Source organism: Candidatus Poriferisodalis sp. (assembly GCF_965208895.1).
In the GTDB taxonomy this organism is placed as follows: domain Bacteria; phylum Actinomycetota; class Acidimicrobiia; order Acidimicrobiales; family Poriferisodalaceae; genus Poriferisodalis.
Genome location: NZ_OZ242363.1, coordinates 3,614,781 through 3,632,499, shown reverse-complemented (window position 1 = coordinate 3,632,499; position 17,719 = coordinate 3,614,781). Strand labels below are relative to the sequence as shown.

The 17,719-nt window shown below is 65.6% G+C and carries 16 protein-coding genes; 6 read left to right on the top strand and 10 right to left on the bottom strand.

Annotated elements, in window-relative coordinates:
• Positions 1-19: 19 nt before the first annotated feature.
• The 5 genes from ACOGJB_RS16215 to ACOGJB_RS16195 all read right to left on the bottom strand — a co-directional run bounded on the left by ACOGJB_RS16215 (position 20) and on the right by ACOGJB_RS16195 (position 5,884).
• Positions 20-1,180, bottom strand: coding sequence for a mechanosensitive ion channel family protein (locus tag ACOGJB_RS16215; RefSeq protein WP_419838130.1), 1,161 nt, complete (start codon positions 1,178-1,180; stop codon positions 20-22).
• Between the two features lie 9 nt (positions 1,181-1,189).
• Positions 1,190-3,334, bottom strand: a complete 2,145-nt coding sequence (locus ACOGJB_RS16210) for an ATP-binding protein (protein ID WP_419838129.1) — start codon at positions 3,332-3,334, stop codon at positions 1,190-1,192.
• A complete protein-coding gene (locus tag ACOGJB_RS16205; RefSeq protein ID WP_419838128.1) occupies positions 3,331-4,644 on the bottom strand; it encodes a metallophosphoesterase family protein in 1,314 nt (437 codons plus the stop codon). The genes ACOGJB_RS16210 and ACOGJB_RS16205 overlap by 4 nt, the downstream gene beginning before the upstream one ends.
• A 189-nt stretch (positions 4,645-4,833) precedes the next feature.
• Positions 4,834-5,436 (bottom strand): hypothetical protein, encoded by a 603-nt coding sequence (locus tag ACOGJB_RS16200; RefSeq protein ID WP_419838127.1) that lies wholly within the window; start codon positions 5,434-5,436, stop codon positions 4,834-4,836.
• On the bottom strand, positions 5,423-5,884 hold the full coding sequence (locus ACOGJB_RS16195; RefSeq protein ID WP_419838126.1) for a hypothetical protein: 462 nt from the start codon (positions 5,882-5,884) through the stop codon (positions 5,423-5,425). Before ACOGJB_RS16195 ends, ACOGJB_RS16200 begins: the two co-directional genes overlap by 14 nt.
• Positions 5,885-5,950: 66 nt before the next feature.
• Here ACOGJB_RS16195 and ACOGJB_RS16190 point away from each other — a divergent pair, with 66 nt between their 5' ends.
• Both ACOGJB_RS16190 and ACOGJB_RS16185 read left to right on the top strand, forming a co-directional pair.
• Positions 5,951-6,778 carry an enoyl-CoA hydratase/isomerase family protein gene (locus tag ACOGJB_RS16190; protein ID WP_419838125.1) on the top strand — a complete coding sequence of 276 codons (828 nt, stop codon included), beginning with the start codon at positions 5,951-5,953 and terminating at the stop codon, positions 6,776-6,778.
• Positions 6,779-6,888: 110 nt separating this feature from the next.
• On the top strand, positions 6,889-7,674 hold the full coding sequence (locus ACOGJB_RS16185; RefSeq protein ID WP_419838124.1) for an enoyl-CoA hydratase: 786 nt from the start codon (positions 6,889-6,891) through the stop codon (positions 7,672-7,674).
• Positions 7,675-7,701: 27 nt separating this feature from the next.
• On the opposite strand, the gene ACOGJB_RS16180 is transcribed toward ACOGJB_RS16185, so the two are convergent.
• The gene (locus tag ACOGJB_RS16180; RefSeq protein ID WP_419838123.1) at positions 7,702-8,820 is read right to left on the bottom strand and encodes a ribosome small subunit-dependent GTPase A; all 1,119 of its coding nucleotides are present in this window, start codon (positions 8,818-8,820) and stop codon (positions 7,702-7,704) included.
• Entirely contained in the window at positions 8,813-10,597 is a 1,785-nt protein-coding gene (locus ACOGJB_RS16175; RefSeq protein WP_419838122.1) for an ABC transporter substrate-binding protein, read from the bottom strand. The genes ACOGJB_RS16180 and ACOGJB_RS16175 overlap by 8 nt, the downstream gene beginning before the upstream one ends.
• A 244-nt stretch (positions 10,598-10,841) precedes the next feature.
• On the opposite strand from ACOGJB_RS16175, the gene ACOGJB_RS16170 reads away from it, so the two are divergent.
• The 3 genes from ACOGJB_RS16170 (at position 10,842) to ACOGJB_RS16160 (ending at position 12,031) form a co-directional block, all read left to right on the top strand.
• Positions 10,842-11,132 carry a nucleotidyltransferase family protein gene (locus ACOGJB_RS16170; RefSeq protein WP_419838121.1) on the top strand — a complete coding sequence of 97 codons (291 nt, stop codon included), beginning with the start codon at positions 10,842-10,844 and terminating at the stop codon, positions 11,130-11,132.
• 149 nt (positions 11,133-11,281) lie between these two features.
• A complete protein-coding gene (locus ACOGJB_RS16165; RefSeq protein ID WP_419838120.1) occupies positions 11,282-11,596 on the top strand; it encodes a hypothetical protein in 315 nt (104 codons plus the stop codon).
• Positions 11,597-11,614: 18 nt separating this feature from the next.
• A complete protein-coding gene (locus tag ACOGJB_RS16160; RefSeq protein ID WP_419838119.1) occupies positions 11,615-12,031 on the top strand; it encodes a putative toxin-antitoxin system toxin component, PIN family in 417 nt (138 codons plus the stop codon).
• Positions 12,032-12,245: 214 nt separating this feature from the next.
• Here ACOGJB_RS16160 and ACOGJB_RS16155 read toward each other — a convergent pair whose 3' ends face one another.
• A complete protein-coding gene (locus tag ACOGJB_RS16155; protein WP_419838118.1) occupies positions 12,246-13,628 on the bottom strand; it encodes an ATP-binding protein in 1,383 nt (460 codons plus the stop codon).
• A 341-nt stretch (positions 13,629-13,969) separates the two neighbouring features.
• On the opposite strand from ACOGJB_RS16155, the gene ACOGJB_RS16150 reads away from it, so the two are divergent.
• Positions 13,970-15,028: a DNA recombination protein RmuC gene (locus tag ACOGJB_RS16150; RefSeq protein ID WP_419838117.1), complete on the top strand. Its 1,059-nt coding sequence runs from the start codon at positions 13,970-13,972 to the stop codon at positions 15,026-15,028.
• A 37-nt stretch (positions 15,029-15,065) separates the two neighbouring features.
• Here the strand turns inward: ACOGJB_RS16150 and ACOGJB_RS16145 are convergent, their stop codons facing one another.
• Positions 15,066-15,335, bottom strand: a complete 270-nt coding sequence (locus tag ACOGJB_RS16145) for a DUF433 domain-containing protein (RefSeq protein WP_419838116.1) — start codon at positions 15,333-15,335, stop codon at positions 15,066-15,068.
• Between the two features lie 62 nt (positions 15,336-15,397).
• Entirely contained in the window at positions 15,398-17,689 is a 2,292-nt protein-coding gene (locus ACOGJB_RS16140; RefSeq protein ID WP_419838115.1) for a xanthine dehydrogenase family protein molybdopterin-binding subunit, read from the bottom strand.
• Positions 17,690-17,719: the final 30 nt, after the last annotated feature.

The following is a 17,719-nucleotide window of genomic DNA, read 5'->3' as shown; positions in this document are numbered from 1 at the left end:
GCTGGCCAGCGAGACCGGTTCAGAGGTCGGCACCGTCGCCGTCGGCGTCCTCGGCTTGCAGCGGCGTGGTGGTCGTCTGGAACGCGCCCACCGCCCTCTCGCCATCGGCTTCGGAGGGCTCGCCGCTGCGCACCCATACCGTCCGCTGCGGGAACGGGATCTCGATGCCTGCCTCGTCGAACGCGTCCTTGATGCGCTTGCGCAGCAGGCGCGCTGTGGCCCACTGCTCGGAAGGCTCGGTCTTGACCATGACGCGGATGGTGACCGCGTCGGCCCCGAATGCCTGCACGCCCACGACGCTCGGCTCTTCGAGCACCGTGGTGTTCTCGCCCTGCTCGTGCCACACGTCGTCGGCGACGCGCTTGATGATCTCCATGGCCCTGTCGAGGTCGGTGTCGTAGGCAACGTCGAGATCGAGCGGCACGCGTGCCCACAGCTGCGACATGTTGCCGACGCGTGCGATCGCGCCGTTGGGCACATGCCAAACCGTGCCCGAGATGTCACGCAGCCGTGTGGTGCGCAGCCCCACCGACTCCACGGTTCCGACCGCATCGCCCAGGTCGACCACGTCGCCGACGCCGTACTGGTCTTCGATCAGCATGAACACGCCGGTGAGCAAGTCCCGCACCAGCGACTGCGCGCCGAAGCCGACTGCGACGCCGACGATGCCGGCACCCGCAATGAGGGGGCCGAGGTTCACGTCGAACTCGCCGAGCAGCATCATGAGCGCGACGGCCCAGATGATCGTCGTGGCGACGCTCTTGAACAGCGTCCCGAGCGTCGTGGCCCGCTGGCTGGCACGCTCGGTGCGCTCGCGCAGCTGCCGCATCTTGGCCGACAGGCGCTCGGGGTCCCACGTGCGCCCTTCCTCGGCGGTTCGGGCAGCCTCGTCTTCCTCGGCGTGCTTCTTGTCCGAAGCGATGCGCTCCACCATGTGATCGATGGCGCGACGCACGACCCGGCGAGCGATTATCGCGAGCACCAAGATGATCAGGACCGTCAGCGGCTTGTCCACGATCCACACAGACGCCGACGCAAAGCCTTCGCTGCCGGTCCAGTCCAGAACGCGTTCGCAGATCCAGCTGGGCTCGGTGCCGCACACCTCCGTGCTGCGGCTGATCTCCAGCAGTGCATCCACGGCGTCGGTAGCCGAGGAAGCCTGTGCCAACAGTTCAGTCATCGCGGCAGCCTAAGTCCCGACACGCGACGGTCGTGGCGGGAAGGTCACCACGTTCGCGCCCGCCTCCTTCGCGAGTTCGGCGGTGCTGCCGTGACAGGTCAGCAGCATGACCTGATGCAGTCTGGAGAATTCACGTAGTTCGCCGATACACCGCTTGGCCCGATCATCGTCAAGGCCGACGAGCACATCGTCGAGAATCACCGGCAGCCGCACGCCCGATTCCTCACCCCGTTCTGCCACCGTCGCCAGTCGCAGCATGAGAAACAACAGTGAGCGCGCTCCCAAGGACAGTCGATGTGCCGAATGCTCCCCACGAGGACCATCCACCAGCAGGCGATGTTCATCATCGGCCTGTTTCTCGCCGTCGGAGGACTGTGAAATCATGCGGATTCCAGTCCAATCGGCCACGTTTGACGCCCGCCGGTTGGCCTTTCGCAACCACTCTGGTTGACGCTCGCTGAGGTACGAATCGGCGGTGTCGTCCAACAGTTTCGCCGCGAGGCCACACCCCAGACCTCGCACGATCTTGGCGCGAATCTCTGTCACTCGCTGGCCGCGTTCCAACCGATTGTAAGCGGCCTCGTCCGATAACCCCTTCAGCTCAAATGCTCGCGTATCTAGTTCATCGAGCCTTTGTTCGACGCTGATGGCCCCGTCAGCGAGCCTATTTCGGTCCTCCTGCAAGCCACGAATCTGGGCGTCCAACGACTCTGGATCGTCGTTGGCGACGTGTTCAAGGGCAGCCCGGTCGATCTCCACCGCTTCGCGCAGGCGAGTGCGCGCTGCTTCCGCACAATGCACGGCCCGGTCGTGGCCTTCGACTCGCTCTCTAATCGCTCCGAGCATGGCGCGAGCGGAAGCGGCGTCGTTGATCGCAACAGGTGCCGCGTCCGCCTTGCGCGCAAACGTTGTCGAAGCCGGTGCCTCGTCTTCGGACTGGGCCGGTTCGTCACCCCGAATCGTCGGTGAAGAGTGCATATATTTGGCACCTGCGAACATGCGGTGCACGGTCGCGAGCCTCTGCCGTCGGTGTGCTTCGGCCCCATCCGATGGCGTCGATGCTCCGTCATCGTCCAGGTCGCGACTCCGACGTCGCTGGAAAAGCACGGCCGCCGCCACGCAAGCACCTGCAACCAACAGCCCTGACAGTCGTCGGTCGACGAACAATGCCAACAGAGCGACCAGCGCTACAACGATGCCGCCCGCGACCGTTCTGCGCTCACTCCACGAGCGGTCGGACGGCTGCTCTGCCGCGTTGCTCACTGGTTGGCACTCATTCTCAGCTTCCTCGAGTCTTGCGATCGCTTCGCCTACGTTCTCGCGGTTGTCATACAGGTGCCGTTCGGATGGCGACGGCGATGGCAGTTGTTCAAGTTTGCGGGTCCAATTCCTCACGTTGTCAACATGCCCATCACTGAACGCCGCCTTGGCAAGTTTCAAGCTCCTCATCTGTTCATCGATGCAATCACGACAGCAGCGCTTCTGCCGCGCAAGGTCGCTGATACGCGCCCACTCAGGCCCAGCGTTAGCAATCGTCCTAAATCGGTCATCGAGATCGTTCACCTTTTCGCACAACTCGCGTGCCGAGTCCTTCCTCGCCGCACCGCTCTTCGCTCCCAGCTCTTCCAGTGCGGTTTTCTCGAGTTTGCTGCTGTGTTCGGAGGGATCGATCCCTCCGAACACAGCCTGTGCCGAGAGTCGGTCGGCAAGATCCGATCCCTTGTCGACTTGAAGTGATTCGACCCAGTGGAAACGCCGGTAATCGTGCAAACCGCCTGTACACAATTCGGCTGCGAGTTGGCGTCGCTGCAATGCCTTGCCGCCGACCGAAGCAGAAAACTGCTGCTCCTTCACCAGGTGGCTTGTCGCATCCTTCGCCACCTTCGCGCCGGCGCTAATCGTGATCTGTTCGGACCCCAGACGGCCGCGCAGGCTCGCGTTGAGTTCTGTTCCCGGGCTGCCAAAGTGCGACAGCAACTCGCGATCACCGGGTCCTGCCAACAGCCACGCCAGTGCAGATGCGAAACTCGTCTTGCCCGTCTCGTTGGCACCGAGTAGCACCACGAAGTCGTTCTCAGGAAGCGGTATCTTGAAGCCCGAAGCTCGACCCCAGCGTTCGATATTGACCGACTCAACCCGGAGAAGTTCGCTCACTTCGCGTCGGCCGATCTCTCGTCAAGAGCTGCCAACAGCAGTTGTTCGGTCAAGTCGACCACATCGGACATGATTTCCCGGTCCTCCTCGAGAGCTTGCCTCCAAGCCCACTTGACGTCGTCCGGCAGCAGACCGAGCAGTAGATCACCTAATTCAGGATTGGCTGCGTCGCTTGATTCGGCGGTATCCCGCAACCTGTCGAGTGCATTCAGCACCTCAACGCGCAGGTCGCCTGCTTCCACGATTCGCTCCCGGTCAACGGGTTCGCGCAACGAAATCCTGACGTCACACAGTCCACCGCCGTTAAGCCTGCCAGACAACTCGTCGGCCGAGCCATCAAGCAGTCCGCGGCGGAAGCCTGGCTCGTGCAACCGGGTTGCCTCCGCATTGCTCCCGATCAAGCGGCATTTCCAAGCCACTGGTTGAGGCGCGTGCTTGTCTCCCAGCTCTCGTGCGACATTCCTGATCTTGCTGGACACACACTCGACGGAGTCGCCGGGAGTCACTTCGAGGTCGCTGCGCTCGAACCGAACTCGATCGCACGGCATAAATGCCGGTTCGCCAATCCGGCCGTCCTCGATCGGCACGACCAACGCACCCTTGGGTTCACATTCTGAAGGCTTGAAGTTACGACCCTGCAGATTGCCGCAGTACGCAGCCCACGCGCCGTTCGGCAGTCTGCGGATTCCGCGCTTATGGATATGGCCCAGCGCCCAGTAGTCGACGGATTCCGTGTCGAGGTCGTCCCACGTGCATGGCGCATACTCGCCATGACCAGAACTTGAGCCGACGTTCGCGTGCAGCACTGCTATGTGGGCCGCAGCATCCTGCGGTCGTTCGATTTCACGAAAGCGCGATGCCAGATTCTCGCGTTCGTGCTGAACTCCGAAACTCACACCGCTGACCTGCACGCGGTCGCGGCTGTGGCGCAACGTGACCGGGTGCCACTGCGGCTTGCCTGGCTCAAAGCGCACGGCATTCTGCGGCAGCTCGCCGATCGGCCGGAAGTCCTTGCCCAAGGGATCATGATTGCCGTGGCAGATGAACACGGATACGCCGCTGCCATCGAGTTCCCGGAGCCCGTCTTGGAAGAGCTGTTGCACACCTACACCGGCTGCTGCTTCGTGGAAAATATCACCGGCCAAAACCAGGAATGAGGCCTCCTCGTCAATGCACAGCTGTACGAGGCACTGCCATGCGCCTGCAGCCCGTTTGGCAAGGTCACGCTGTCGCTCCTTGTCGAGCATCCCGAGGTTGCCGAGCGGCGCGTCAAGGTGAAGATCGGATGCATGCACGAAGCAGTCCGCCATGGGAGCGATGCTATGCGGCGCACTCTTAGGCCGAGCCGAACACAAGCGAGATGCTGACGACCAGTCACAGCCGGAGCCAGGCGCTCGATTCGAAGGCGCTTCCACATCGGCCGAGTGGAATCACCGCGATCCCGAGACCCCGGCGGATGTTTCAAATGGAGCTCACGGTCGGCGTGTGTCGAGCAGCAGCTACGAAGACGCCCCCCGAGGGTGGTGCCGTCGAGATGTACCCGTATACGCCGCCGCCAGCCGTTCGGCGGCGAAGTAGACCATCGCCGGTGTCCGAAGATCGGCGGGCACGCCCTGTTCGATGAGGTCGAACAGCTCGCTCTCGGTGCGAATGCCGATGGTGCGGATGAGGATCTCGCAGTCGGCCTCGTCGATCTGGCGTCCGCTGGCGAGCTTCATCACGAGCACGTATTGGTCCCCTGCCGAGTCAATCAGCAGGCGTTCGCCGGTGTAGAGGCGTTCGGGTGCCATGGGCAGGCTGACGCGATGCAGCTTTGCGCCGTCGTTCAGCCAGTCCGGGCGCAGTCCCCGATGGCGCCGGCTGACCTCGGCGACGCACTGGCGCAGCTGCTCGGTCATGCCCTCGGAGACGACGTCGACGTCGGTGGTGAGCCGAGCGTCGGTCTTGACGGCAATGACGGCTCCCCCGCCGACGTACAGGTGGACCATGGTGCTCGCACCGGTACTGACCAGAATGCTGTCAAGCTCTGAGAAGTAGCGGAGCATCTCGCTCCCGGTGAACGGGAGATCGTCGCCCGCCGATGCGCTCTCAGCGGAATCCATGCACCCGATGGTCGTCGAGGTCGACTTCGCGGAACCACACGTTGTGCCGTACGCAGGCTGCGGGCGCCTCGGAGCGGATGTGATCATTCCAGGGCGTCGCAGGAAAGGCGGACTGGGTCAGAGTGATCGGACGCGACGCTCGACTCAAGCCGGCCCACGCCGGTACTGGCACACCGTCGCGGTCGCATAGCGCCGCGACGACAGCCGCTATGCGGGCCAAATCGAAGCGTCTGTCGTTGAAGCGATGCCACCAGCGACGGCGGCGGGGTGCGTCGCAGACCATTTCGCGACGGCGGGCCGGGTCCGATGTCGCCCAGTCCTTGACGAACTGCCGGATGGCAACGACGCGGCCGCGGCCGTCGTCATCCGCGATCAGCGCCGGCAGATCGCAGGCACGCAGGAACCGATCAGCGAGGCGCAATGCCGGAGTGGCGGCGATGGGCTCCATACCCGAATCGTAACGGCGCGTCCACGCGAGCCTGACTGAGCCGCGACGGTGCCTAACATCGCCGCGATGTCACAGGACCATGCAGGCAACGACGTCGACGATCGCACGTCGACCGACGATTCCGACGCAGCCGTGCTCTATGAGGTCGCGGGTGGGGTGGCGACGATCACGCTGAATCGGCCCGACTATCGCAACGCCCTCAGCGTCGAGATCGTGAATGGCATCGGCGATCACTTCGATGCAGCGCTGGCCGATCGCGACGTGCGGGCGATCCTGTTCACCCACGTGGGGAACACGTTCTGTGCCGGTGCCGACCTTCGGGCCGCTCAGCCTGGGGTTCCCCAGCCGACGCAGCGCCACAACTTCGTGGAGATCCTCGAGCAGATCATGACCTGCGACAAGCCGGTGGTGGGCAGGCTGGCGGGTCACGTCACTGCAGGCGGCGTGGGGCTGGCCGCGGCCATGGACATTTCGATCGCAGCCGACGACGCAATCATCGGCTTCACCGAGGTCCGCATCGGCGTAGCGCCTGCGGTGATCTCGGTGGTCTGCCTGCCGAAGCTCCGCCGGGCCGATGCCAGCGAGCTGTTCCTGGAAGGCGAGCGGGTGCCCGCACCTCGGGCGGCGGCAGCGGGGCTCATCAACCGCGCGGTGCCCCGCGACCAGCTCGACGACGAGGTGTCGGAGACGCTGAGGCGGCTGGTGCGAGGAGGCCCCAACGCCCTGGCGAACACGAAACAGCTCGTGACGAGGGTGCCCGCGATGGATCGCGCCGAAGCCTGGGAGTGGACGGCCGAACTGAGCCAGCGTCTGTTCCGCAGCGACGAGGCCGCCGAGGGCATTGCCGCCTTCCGGGAGCGCCGAGACGCCAGCTGGGTGCCGCCCGAGTCCTGAGTTCGGGCCTCGCTCGACGCTCGCACCGCCGACGATGCTCTCGCCTCGACACAACAGCGGCCGGATGCATCTCCGGCATGGCTGCGGGGCGGGCGGTAGCGTCAGCCGCCGTGAGCGGGCAGGTGCATCTCGAACGCGACGGCCATGTGGGCCGCATCATCTTGGATCATCCCGAACGGCATAACGCCATCAGCGCCCAGATGTGGGACGGCATCACCGCCGCAGCGACGGAGCTGGAAGGCGACAACGAGATCCGGGTGGTCGTCATCCAGGGCGCCGGGGAGCGCGCCTTTGCCGCGGGCGCCGACATCAGCCAGTTCGGCGAGCAGCGATCCGATGCGAGCGGCAACCGCGACTACGACGACACGACGTCGCGAGCGCATGCGGCGCTGCTGGGATTGTCCAAGCCGCTCATCGCGGCCATTCACGGCTATTGCATCGGCGGTGGGCTCGCCGTGGCACTGACAGCCGACCTGCGCGTTGCCGCCGAGGATGCCCAGTTCACCATCCCCGCCGCACGGCTCGGACTTGGCTACGGCGCCGCAGGAATCGGCACGCTGATGCGCCTGGTCGGGCCATCCGCGGCGAAGCGCATCTTCTTCTTGGCTGATCGCTTCGGGGCGCAGGAGGCGCTGCAGATGGGTCTTGTCAACCGGGTTGTCCCCAAGGCGCACCTCGAGTCCTCGGTCACCGAGTGGACCGATCTCATCGGCCAGAATGCACCGCTGACCATTGCCGCCGCCAAAGCAGCGTCGACGCAGTGGCAGAAGCCCGAGTCTGAACGCGACTTCACCGAGGTGGAGGCAATGATCCGGGCGTGCTTCGACAGCGAGGACTACCAAGAAGGCGTGGACGCGTTCATGAACAAGCGGCGGCCCGAGTTCAAGGGCCGCTGAGCTCAGCGATACGCAGACACCTCGACGTCAGGCGCGCCCGCTGCGAAACGGATCGCCGGTGTCCATGTCCGCCACGACCTCGAGGTAGGTGCTGAGACGCTCGGGCGCCAAATCGCCATCTGCCACCGCAGCAGTGACCGCGCAGTCCGGTTCGACGGTGTGCGCGCAGTCGGCGAAGCGGCAGCCCTGAGACAGCCCGACGATCTCGCCGAAGGCTGATGCGAGGCCACCGAGGCCACTCGGGGCCCCGGCCAATCCCAGATCGCCAACCCATGGGATCAGATCCTGCAGGCCCGGCGTGTCGACGAGGGTCCCGCCGCCCGGTCCGCCGACGGGAACGAGTTGGCGGCGCACGGTGGTGTGCCGTCCGCGGCCGTCAGGGCTCAGGTGCGCCACCGGCACGACCTCGGCCCCCGCAAGCCGATTCACCAGCGATGACTTGCCCACCCCGGAAGGACCGCTGAGGGCCACGGTCGCGCCGTCGTGGGCCAATGCTGCGAGACCGTCGAGCCCGCGACCGTCGAGGGCGCACGTCTGCAGGATCGGCACGTCGTCGGCTGCCGCGCCGAGGCGTCGGCGCAAGGCGTCGACGGTCGCCTCGCACTCGGCGTGGGACACCGTGTCGATCTTGTTCACGACGATCACCGGGCGAACTCCCCCGCCGAATGCCGCCGTCAGATACCACTCGATCCGGTGGCCAGCGCCGGCCGTTGCCGCGGAAGAACCATCGCCGGCTGGCCCGGGCGTGGTGACGACCGCCAAGACATCCGCGTTCGCCGCCACGAGCTGCGGCTGCGCCCGTGGCCCAGCAGCGCGTCGGCACAGCACGGAGCTGCGTTCGAGCACCTCAGCGATCACGACGCGTTGGTTGTGTCGAGCTTCAAGCGAGCGAACTACCCAGTCACCGACCGTTGGGTAATCGAACGGAGTTCCGGCGGCGTCGCGCAGCGCGGCGTCGAGTGCGCCGGTCGCCCGGCCCCGTTCGTCGACGAGTTCGTAGGCGCCGCGGTGCTCCACCGCGACGCGGCTCACGCCGTGATCCGGCGGGACCTGCGGGCCCGGGCCTGGCCGGCGGAGCCAGCCGAGCTGGGTGACACCCGGGATCGGCGACGATTCAACGATGCGCCGATCAACGCCGTCACTCACGGCGCAGCCACACCTCGTCGTAACGGCCGACACCGAGCCGCTGGCCTTCCGCCACTCTGCCGTCGGGAAGCGTCGCCCTCCCGAGCCCACCGACATCTGCGGTGGCCGCTACGACACTCGATGCGTAGGACAGGAACACGTAGGGGGCCTCGTTCGCGAGTTCTGCCATGAATTGCGCGACGGCTTGGCGCCGCTCGTCGATTGCGTCCGTCGACTTGATCAGGCTCGCCAGCGACGCCAAGTGCTCTCCGGTGAAGTTGGACACGTTCAGCGGCGTGGTGCGCACCGGGCCCACAGCAGCAGACGCCAGCAGAGCCGGATCGGACTCGCCGCCGACACGCCAGCAGGTGGCTCCGAAGTCACCGGCAAACGACGGGCTCTGGACGACCGAGCCCATGACGCGGCTGATGAGTCCGGTACGCGCCACCGTCTCGACGTCGACGTCGACAAGGCCGGTGTCTTCCCATTGACGCTCGAGTTCCGCCGTCATCCGCGACAGCGACAGATCGTCGGTGCACAGAACTCTGACGCGCACGGGCTCGCCGGGATCCCGGTCGTCGGAGCGCTCAGGATCCTCGATGTACTCACCCAGCAGCGAGCGGGCACGCTCGAGGTCATGGTCGGGCCAGGCCGCGGCAGCTTCGGTCGAATACCAGATGCTCTCGGGCGACCACCACTGGGTTGCCGCCAGCCGGTCGACATCGGGCCCGAGTGCGGAGATGAGCTGTTCCTGATCGGCCGCAGCGATCAGCGCGCGCCGTACCCGGATGTCGTCGAGCGGGGCACGGAGCAGGTTGAACAGCACGACTCCGGCGTTGTCGTCGTGCCGTTGGATGGTGGCGAGCGAGCGGCCAACGCTGTCGGTCGCAGCGGCCACGGCTGTGGCGAGCTCTGCCGATCTCGACATCAGGATGTCGCCGCGGCCGTCGAGCAGTGCCTCGAGCCGCTCCCGCTCGTCGGCGAGTTCGGTGAAGACGATCTCGTCGGCCCACGGCAGTGTCGAACCGTCCGCGGCGGTCCGCCAGTAGCCAGGGTTCGCTTGCAGGACCGCCGGCTCGCCGGCCGACCAGCGCCGGAAGACGAACGGACCGGTGCCGACCGGCGCTCTGGCAAAGAGGTCCGGGTCGGCGTCGGCGGCGACGATGGAGAAGACGCGCCCGACCGGGCCCGCCAGCGCAGCGGGCAGGCCGGCATTGGGCTCGCTCAGCTCGAAGAGCAGCGTGAGATCGTCGACGACGACCACCGATGTGATGCGGGCGTCTCGCAGGTGGCCGCCGCTGGCTCGACCTGAGCGCAGGTAGTCGTCGATGCCGGTCTTGACGGTGAGCGCATCCAAGGGCTCGCCGTCGGTGAAGGCGACGTCCGGCCGCAGTGTCACGGTCCAGCGCTGCAATGACGCGTCGACCGAGACCGACTCCGCCAGCCAGGGCACGACGGTTCCGTCGGGGAGCACGACCATGAGCGTCTCCACGACATGGTCCAGCACGTTTCGGCACGACCATGCGCACACGTGATCCCACGGTGTCCAGCCGGTGATGGGCGTGGGGTCGGCCGCCAGCAGCACACGCAGCGTGCCGCCGCGTCGTGGCCCCGTTTCCGCAGGCGCCTGCGTTGTGGGCACCGCGATCTGCGAGGCCTCGCTGGTCGTCGTGGCAACACCCGCCGTACCCGCGACGGGGGTGACTGTTGTTGTCGAGGCAATGGCGGGCTCGGGCGCCTGGTCGGTGCCCGTGCTGCAGGCCCCCGCCAGCAGCAGGACTGCGAGGGGGGCCGCCACCGCGGCGCGCCGCGGCCTCAGGAGCCCCAGTCCTTGCCGCTCATGGCGCACTCGCAGAGATCGCCGTGTGTGCCGCGCATTGACGCCGACGCTAGACGCACGAACCTCGAGCCCGTCAGCGCAGGGCACTTCGGGACTGGTTTGGCCCGGACCGCATTGCGTCACGTTTCAAGCTTCGTTGCCGTGCGGATCCCTTCTGGTAGTCGTCATCAACCGGCGAAACCAACGGGATTACGCTTGAGCTGTGTCCCGTCGAGAGGCGCTCTTGCTCCATCACCGCGAGGCCATACGGGCTGCCGCGTCTCGGAACAACGTGTCTTCGATCGCGTTGGCCGGTTCGGTTGCGCGCGGCACCGATGGACCCCACAGCGACTGCGACTTCGTCGCCGAGTTCGATGACGGAGCGACCATGTTGGACATGGCAGGGCTGGAACTTGACCTCAGCGACTTGCTGGGATGCGAGGTTGACGTCTGCTCGCTGCGCGCGCTCCGGCCCCCGTACGACTCGATGCTGGAAGATGCGATCACGCTATGAGCCGGAGCGACGAGGAGCGCATCGGAGACATCCTCAGAGCAGCTGAGTTCGCAAGCAGGATCGCAGCCGAGGGCGAGCAGGACTATGGCTTATGTGCTTCAGAGTCGACTGGTTGATCCCTCCGCGTTTGTCAGGGTACACTGACAAACATGAGCCTCATAGCTCCCGAACGCCTGCCGGCCAATCCGATTGAAGCGCTACAGGAACTCGCGCGCGCCGCCATCGAGTGCGACGACCTCAAGCGCGAACATGTGGCTGCTGCCCGCGCCGCGGGCGTGACATGGGAAGCCATCGGCAACGCCCTGGGGATCACCAGGCAGTCGGCGTGGGCGCTGCACTCGGCCGAGATCCGCGCTGACCTCGCCGCTAACGCCGCGAACAACTCGGACCTCTCCGAAGAAGAGGCTCTCGAAATCGCAGTTGAGGAAGTGCGGGCAGTTCGACAGGCTCACCGAACGCGCTGATCCAATCCGATGCGAGTCGTGGTGGACGCGAACGTGTTCGTGTCAGCCGTAATGGGGAGAGGTGCGTCGCATCGCATCCTCCAACGCTGGCTAGAGCGTGGCGACTTCGAGATCATTGCGTGCCAAAAGCTGCTCGACGAAATACTCAGAGTCACGACGACCCGACCACGAGTGACCGCACGCGTCGACAGCGCAGTCGCAAACAGGTTCATCGCGCACTTGACTACGGTGGTCGGTCTCGTGCCCGATCCCAGCGACGTACAGCAATGGACCCGTGATCCCGACGACGACTATCTCGTGGCGCTCGCGAGAGAGCACAATGCCGAGTTCATCGTCTCCGGAGACAAAGACCTCCTCGAATGGGACGAACAAGTGCCGCCGGCCATTGCGCCATCTGATTTCGAGGCGATCCTAGGATCGGCACCGCATCCTTAGTTCGCCGATTCGGCATCCGCATTCGCTGCCTCGCTCAGCATGAACGCGCAGTAATTCAGGAACGCCATGGCCTTGAGGCCACTTTGTTCGGTCCGGGTCTGTCAAAAAGGTGTGGACCCCTCCCGAGAAGGTCTCCATTTTCTAGTGCCCGTATAGGTGGTGAACACTCCCAGACCGCCCAACTGTGGGACTGCCGATCGGGGGAGGCGCCGGTTCAATGCGAAGTGAAGTCTGGCGACCACAGGCTGGAGATGGGCAGTGCCCACAGGCGGTCGCCGAAACTGGCGGCAATCTCCCCGTCGTAGATGACGGCGCCGCCGACGAATCTGTCGCCGGACGCGGCGGCGAGCCTTCGGAGGCCGCGAAAGTCCGCGGGAGTGGCCGTCGCCGATGCCTTGATGTCGATGCCGCCGACGCGGTGAGCGCCGCGCTCGATGACGAGATCAACCTCGACACCGTCCCTGTCGCGGAAATGGAACAGTCGGTGCGCAGCCGGGTGGGCGTTCGCCTGGCTTCGCAGTTCGCTGTACACCAACGTTTCGGTGAGCTGGCCAAGCAGCTTGCGGTCCTGGTAGATGTCAGCCGCACTCACCCCGAGCAGTGCGCAGGCGAGCCCGGCGTCTCCCAGATGCAGCTTGGGTGTCTTGATGATGCGTTTGCTGCGGTTGCTGTGCCAAGGGCGGAGACGATCGACTAGGAACAACCGCTCAAGAGCGGACAGGTATTCAGTGACCGTCGGACGGCTGATCTGCAGCTGACTGGCGAGATTGCTGACGTTCAGCAGTGACGCTGTCTGTGTTGCGCAGACCTCGAGCAGGCGGGACAGCGCATCGGGCACGCGTACGCGCGAGATATTCGGCAGGTCTCGCTGGATGACGGAAGTCAGATAGTCGCTGTACCAGTTCAGCCGACGCGCGCCTGCGGGGCGGGCAACCGCAGCGGGATAGCCCCCCGCAGCGATCCGATCGGCAAGTCGGGAACGCTCAGGCTCCACGCGTGTCACGCTGAAACCGCCGCTGAACAGCGAATCCAAGAAGTCGGCACCCTCTCTCGGAAGCACTCCGGTCTCATCTGCCTGTGCGTCGCCAGCGTGCGCTTCGGTGCTCAGCTCCCGCTGTGTCAGCGGATGCATTCGCACGATCTGCATCCGGCCCACCAGCGAATCCGCCAGCGTCGGCATCAGCAGCAGGTTCGTCGAGCCGGTCAAGACGAATCTGCCCGGACTGCGGTCGCGGTCTACAGCCAGCTTGATCGCCGTGTACAACTCCGGCACCCGTTGCACCTCGTCGAGCACGACGCGTGGCGGCAGGCGATCGACGAATCCCATGGGGTCGCTGCGGGCAGCCTCGACGACGGTGAGGTCATCGAATGTGATGTAGGCATGCGTCTCGCTGCCTGAGATGTGCGCTTCGGTGCTCGTCGTGCTGCGCAGCCTGCTTCGTGCGCCCCGCTCCAGTGCACTCGGCGCACAGGTCATTTGAGTCAGGGTGGTCTTGCCGCACTGGCGCGGCCCGTGCACGAACACCACCGGGGAGTCGGCCAATGCCTCGCGTAGGCGCTGCTGTGCGAGCCGCGGGACCAGCCGATCGACAACCATCGGCTAATTGTAAAGGAACGGTGCGGCCAATTGCAGGAAAGTCAGCGGCCAATTGTCAACTTCAGCTCGACGTTGCTGCGGCTCTGGCAGCGACGCCATACCTCGCTAGACAGTGAGCAGCGCAGGATGACCCGGCGCGTTGGGAAGAGGCGCTTGCCTGCCGTCACCAAGGAGTGAACCGTATGTCCACTGGTATTGCCGTTCTTGCCGTCATGATCGGAGTGACGGTCGGTCTTGCCGCCGGCGCAGGTGCAGTGTGGGCTGCCCTGTCCTCACGCCTGCGAGCCTCGCGAGCGAATGCCGAACAATTGCGTACGGAGTTGAACGGCCGCGACGTCGAGTTGGCCAAGGCCGCGATCGCGCGACAGTCCCAACAGGAACTCGCCGAGCAATTCAAGGGACTCGCGGCACAGATCACCGAGTCGAGCCGCACAGCGTTCCTCGAAGAATTCAGTCAACTCACGAAGGGCCATACCGAAGTCGCCGAAAAGCAGGTGAAGGACTTGCTTAATCCAGTTCGCGAGGATTTGGACAAATTGAACCGGCAGGTAGGCCAGGCCGAAGATGCCAGGGAGAGTCTCGCCAAGGAGACTCGACAGCTGCGCAATGTGCTCGGGGACTCGCGCATGAGGGGCAGCTGGGGCGAACAGCAACTCCGCAAAGTGATCGAGCTAGCCGGTCTGACCGAACGCGTCTCCTACGTGAAACAAGCGACAATCGCCGCTGAATCAGATCAACGTCCCGATGTCATCGTCCACTTGCCTGAGAATCTGGACATCGTGATCGACGCGAAGGCCCCTTTGGAGGCCTACCGGCGCGCCGTTGACGCTGAGGACGAGGAAGAACAGCGGACTCAACTCAACAAGCATGCGAACGCCCTTCGCCTTCATGCAGCACAATTGGGCAAAAAGAACTACACGAGAGAATTGCCAAATGCGCCTGAATTCGTCATCATGTATGTGCCGACTGACTCGATGCTCGACGCCGCCATGAAGGCAAATGCGGGTAGCTGGGAGGCGGCTTGGCACGAGCACCGAGTACTCATCACGAGTCCAGGACTTCTGATCGCGCTCTTGAACTCGGTGGCTTTCGCTTGGAAGCGGCAAGAGATGGAGAAGAACGCGAAGCACATCGCCGAACTCGGCGAGAGGCTGTACGAGCGTCTCCGCACGCATGCGAAGGAACTGGGCAGCATCGGCGCGGGCCTCAACACAGCAGTCAAGTCCTACAACAAGAGCATCGGGTCTCTCGAGAACCGAGTACTCGTAACCGCGCGCAATCTGCGGGCACTCAACGCCGCCGACGCGAAGCCCGGGCCAAAGCCCTTGCCGCCAGTCACAGCCGCCGTGCGGCCGATCGTCAAAGCCGAACTGCAGGAGTCAGAGGATCCGATCGACTGAGCGATGGTGGCGGGCAGCATGGCACGGCCACGTAGCGTCACCAGATGGGCAGATCCCGAACCCGCATGCTGGTCGGACTGAGCGAGACGATGGCGGAGAACTCTCGCTCGTTGACTCGGGCGGCTGCGAACTCAAGTGCGGCACTGATGTCGGCCGCCTCGAGGTACGGATAGTCGCACAGCAGCTCGTCGTGAGTCCTACCGGCGGCAAGCTGCTCGAGCACTGTAGCAACGGTCACACGCAATTCTCTGATGCAGGGCAAGCCGCCCATGCGATGAGGATCCACCGTGATGCGGTCCAAGAGCACGGTCACACGCTAATTGGCACACGTCGCAGGCAATGCCAACAGTTCTGCTGTGAGATTGCTGCCTAACCGGTGGCGTCGGTGATTGCTTGCCAGACGCGTTGGGGTGTGAGCGGCATGTCGATGTGGCGGATGCCCAGGTGCGCGACGGCGTCGATGACAGCGTTCTGGACGGCGGGCGTGGCGCCGACGGTGCCTGACTCGCCGATGCCCTTGGCGCCGAGCGGGTTGATGTGCGTGGGCGTCTCGAGCACCACCCGGTCGAAGAACGGCAGCTCGGCTGCGGAAATGATCGGGTAGTCCGCGAAGTTCCCCGTGAGCGGGTTGCCGTCGTCGTCGTAGACGAATTCTTCGTACAGCGCCTGGGCCGCACCTTGGGCCAGGCCCCCGTGCACCTGCCCGGCCGCCAGCAGCGGATTGAGGATGGTGCCGGCGTCGTCGCAGGCGACGAGGCGGACCAGCTCCACCTCTCCGGTGTGATGGTCGACCTCCACGACGGCCACGTGGGTGCCAAAGGGAAAGGTGGGTGCTTCGGAGTCGAACACCTCTTCGGCGTGCAGCAGGCGCCGACCCGCCTCTCCATTGGCCGAGGCGAGGTGGTGGGCGATGGCAGCCCAGTCCACCGACACCGCCGGCGTGCCGACGACGTGGAACGCGCCGGCCTCAGTGTCAAGCGTGATGTCGGCAGGATCGGCTTCGAGCAGCGTGGCCGCCACCTCTCGGGCCTGATCCACCAGCGTGGCGGAGGCCTCCCAGATGGCTGCGCCCGCGAGCTGCACCGACCGCGAGCCGCCTGTCACCTCACCGCGAGGCACCTCGTCGGTGTCGCCGTGGACGACGTCGATGCGGTCCATCGGCATACCGGTCCGATCCGAGATCAGCATCGCCCAGGAGGTGTGGTGGCCCTGCCCGTAGGGCGACGACCCCGTGCGGGCCACGATGCGGCCGCCCTCGACGAGTTCCACCGCCCCGTACTCGGACCGTCCCACGCCCGCCGTGCGCTCCACGTAGGTGGCGAGTCCGATGCCGAGCAGCTGTTCGGCGCCATCGGCGCGGCGACGCTCCTGCTCGGCGCGCAAGGCGCCGTAGTCGGCTGCTTGAAGTGCTGCGTCCAGGCTGGCCTCGTACGCGCCCGAGTCGTAGGGCATGCCGGTGCGGGTTTTGAAGGGGAAGACTTCGGGCTGCAAGAAGTTCTTCCGGCGCACTTCGGCGGGATCCATGCCGATCTCGGCGGCGAAGGCGTCAACGGCACGCTCGATCGCCGCGGCGGCTTCGGGCCGGCCGGCGCCGCGGTAGGGGCCGGTCGGCGTGGTGTTGGTTAGCACCGAGACCGAGGTGAATCCGAGCGTCGCGATGTCGTAGCAGCCCGCCAGCATCGCCTTGCCGTTGTTCGGCAGCGCCGCGCCCATGTTCCCGTAGGCACCCGCTTGCTGGACCACGTGCACGTGGAACGCCGTGATGCGTCCCTCGCGGGTGCCGCCGATGCGGCAGTATTGGATCTGTCCGCGCCCATGGACGAGCCCCACCATGTCGTCGCTGCGCGAGGGCACCCACATGACCGGCCGGCCGACACGAGCCGCCAGCCAGCCCAGCAGCGCTTCCTCGGGATGGGGCCGAGCCTTGGCGCCGAAACTGCCGCCCACGTCACGTGAGAGCACACGCATCTGGGAACGGTCGAGGTTCAGGATCTTGGCGAGACCGGCGCGCACCGGGTGGGGGCCCTGGCCGGCATTGACATGGTGCAGGCGCCCGTCGTCAGCCCAGCGGCTCGCGGCGACGCGCGGCTCCAGCGGGCACGGCGCGATGCGGTTGTTGACCGTGCGCACCTCCACGACGGCTTCGCACCCCTCGAAATCGGCCTCGGAGTCCTCGAGCGACATGCGGACCACAACGTTCGGTTCGGCCATGCCCTCGAACAGTGCGGGGCCGTCGATCGCCGCCTCGGGATCGACGATCGCCGGCAGCGGCTCGTAGTCGACCACGACCATCTCGGCTGCGTCGATCGCAGCGGCTGAGGTCTCGGCCACCACGACGGCGACGGGCTCGCCCACAAACCGCACCCGATCGGTGGCCAGCATCGGGCGCACAATGGCGGCGTCGAACGCTGGGCTCGGCGACGGGTACGGCTCGAGGTTGACGTCGGCGGCCGTGACGACATCGATGACGCCGGGAGCGTTGCGTGCCTCGCTCACGTCCAGACCGGCGACGCGGGCGTGAGGAACCGTCGAGGTCACGTAGCAGGCATGCGCCAAGCCGTCCCAGTCCGCATCGGCGGTGAGGTCGGCGACGAACTGTCCCTGCCCGCGCAGCAGCGGCTCGTCCTCGCGCCGGACGACAGATGTTCCTCGCAATGCCATGAATCGACTCCGATTGCCCCTCAGCGGTCA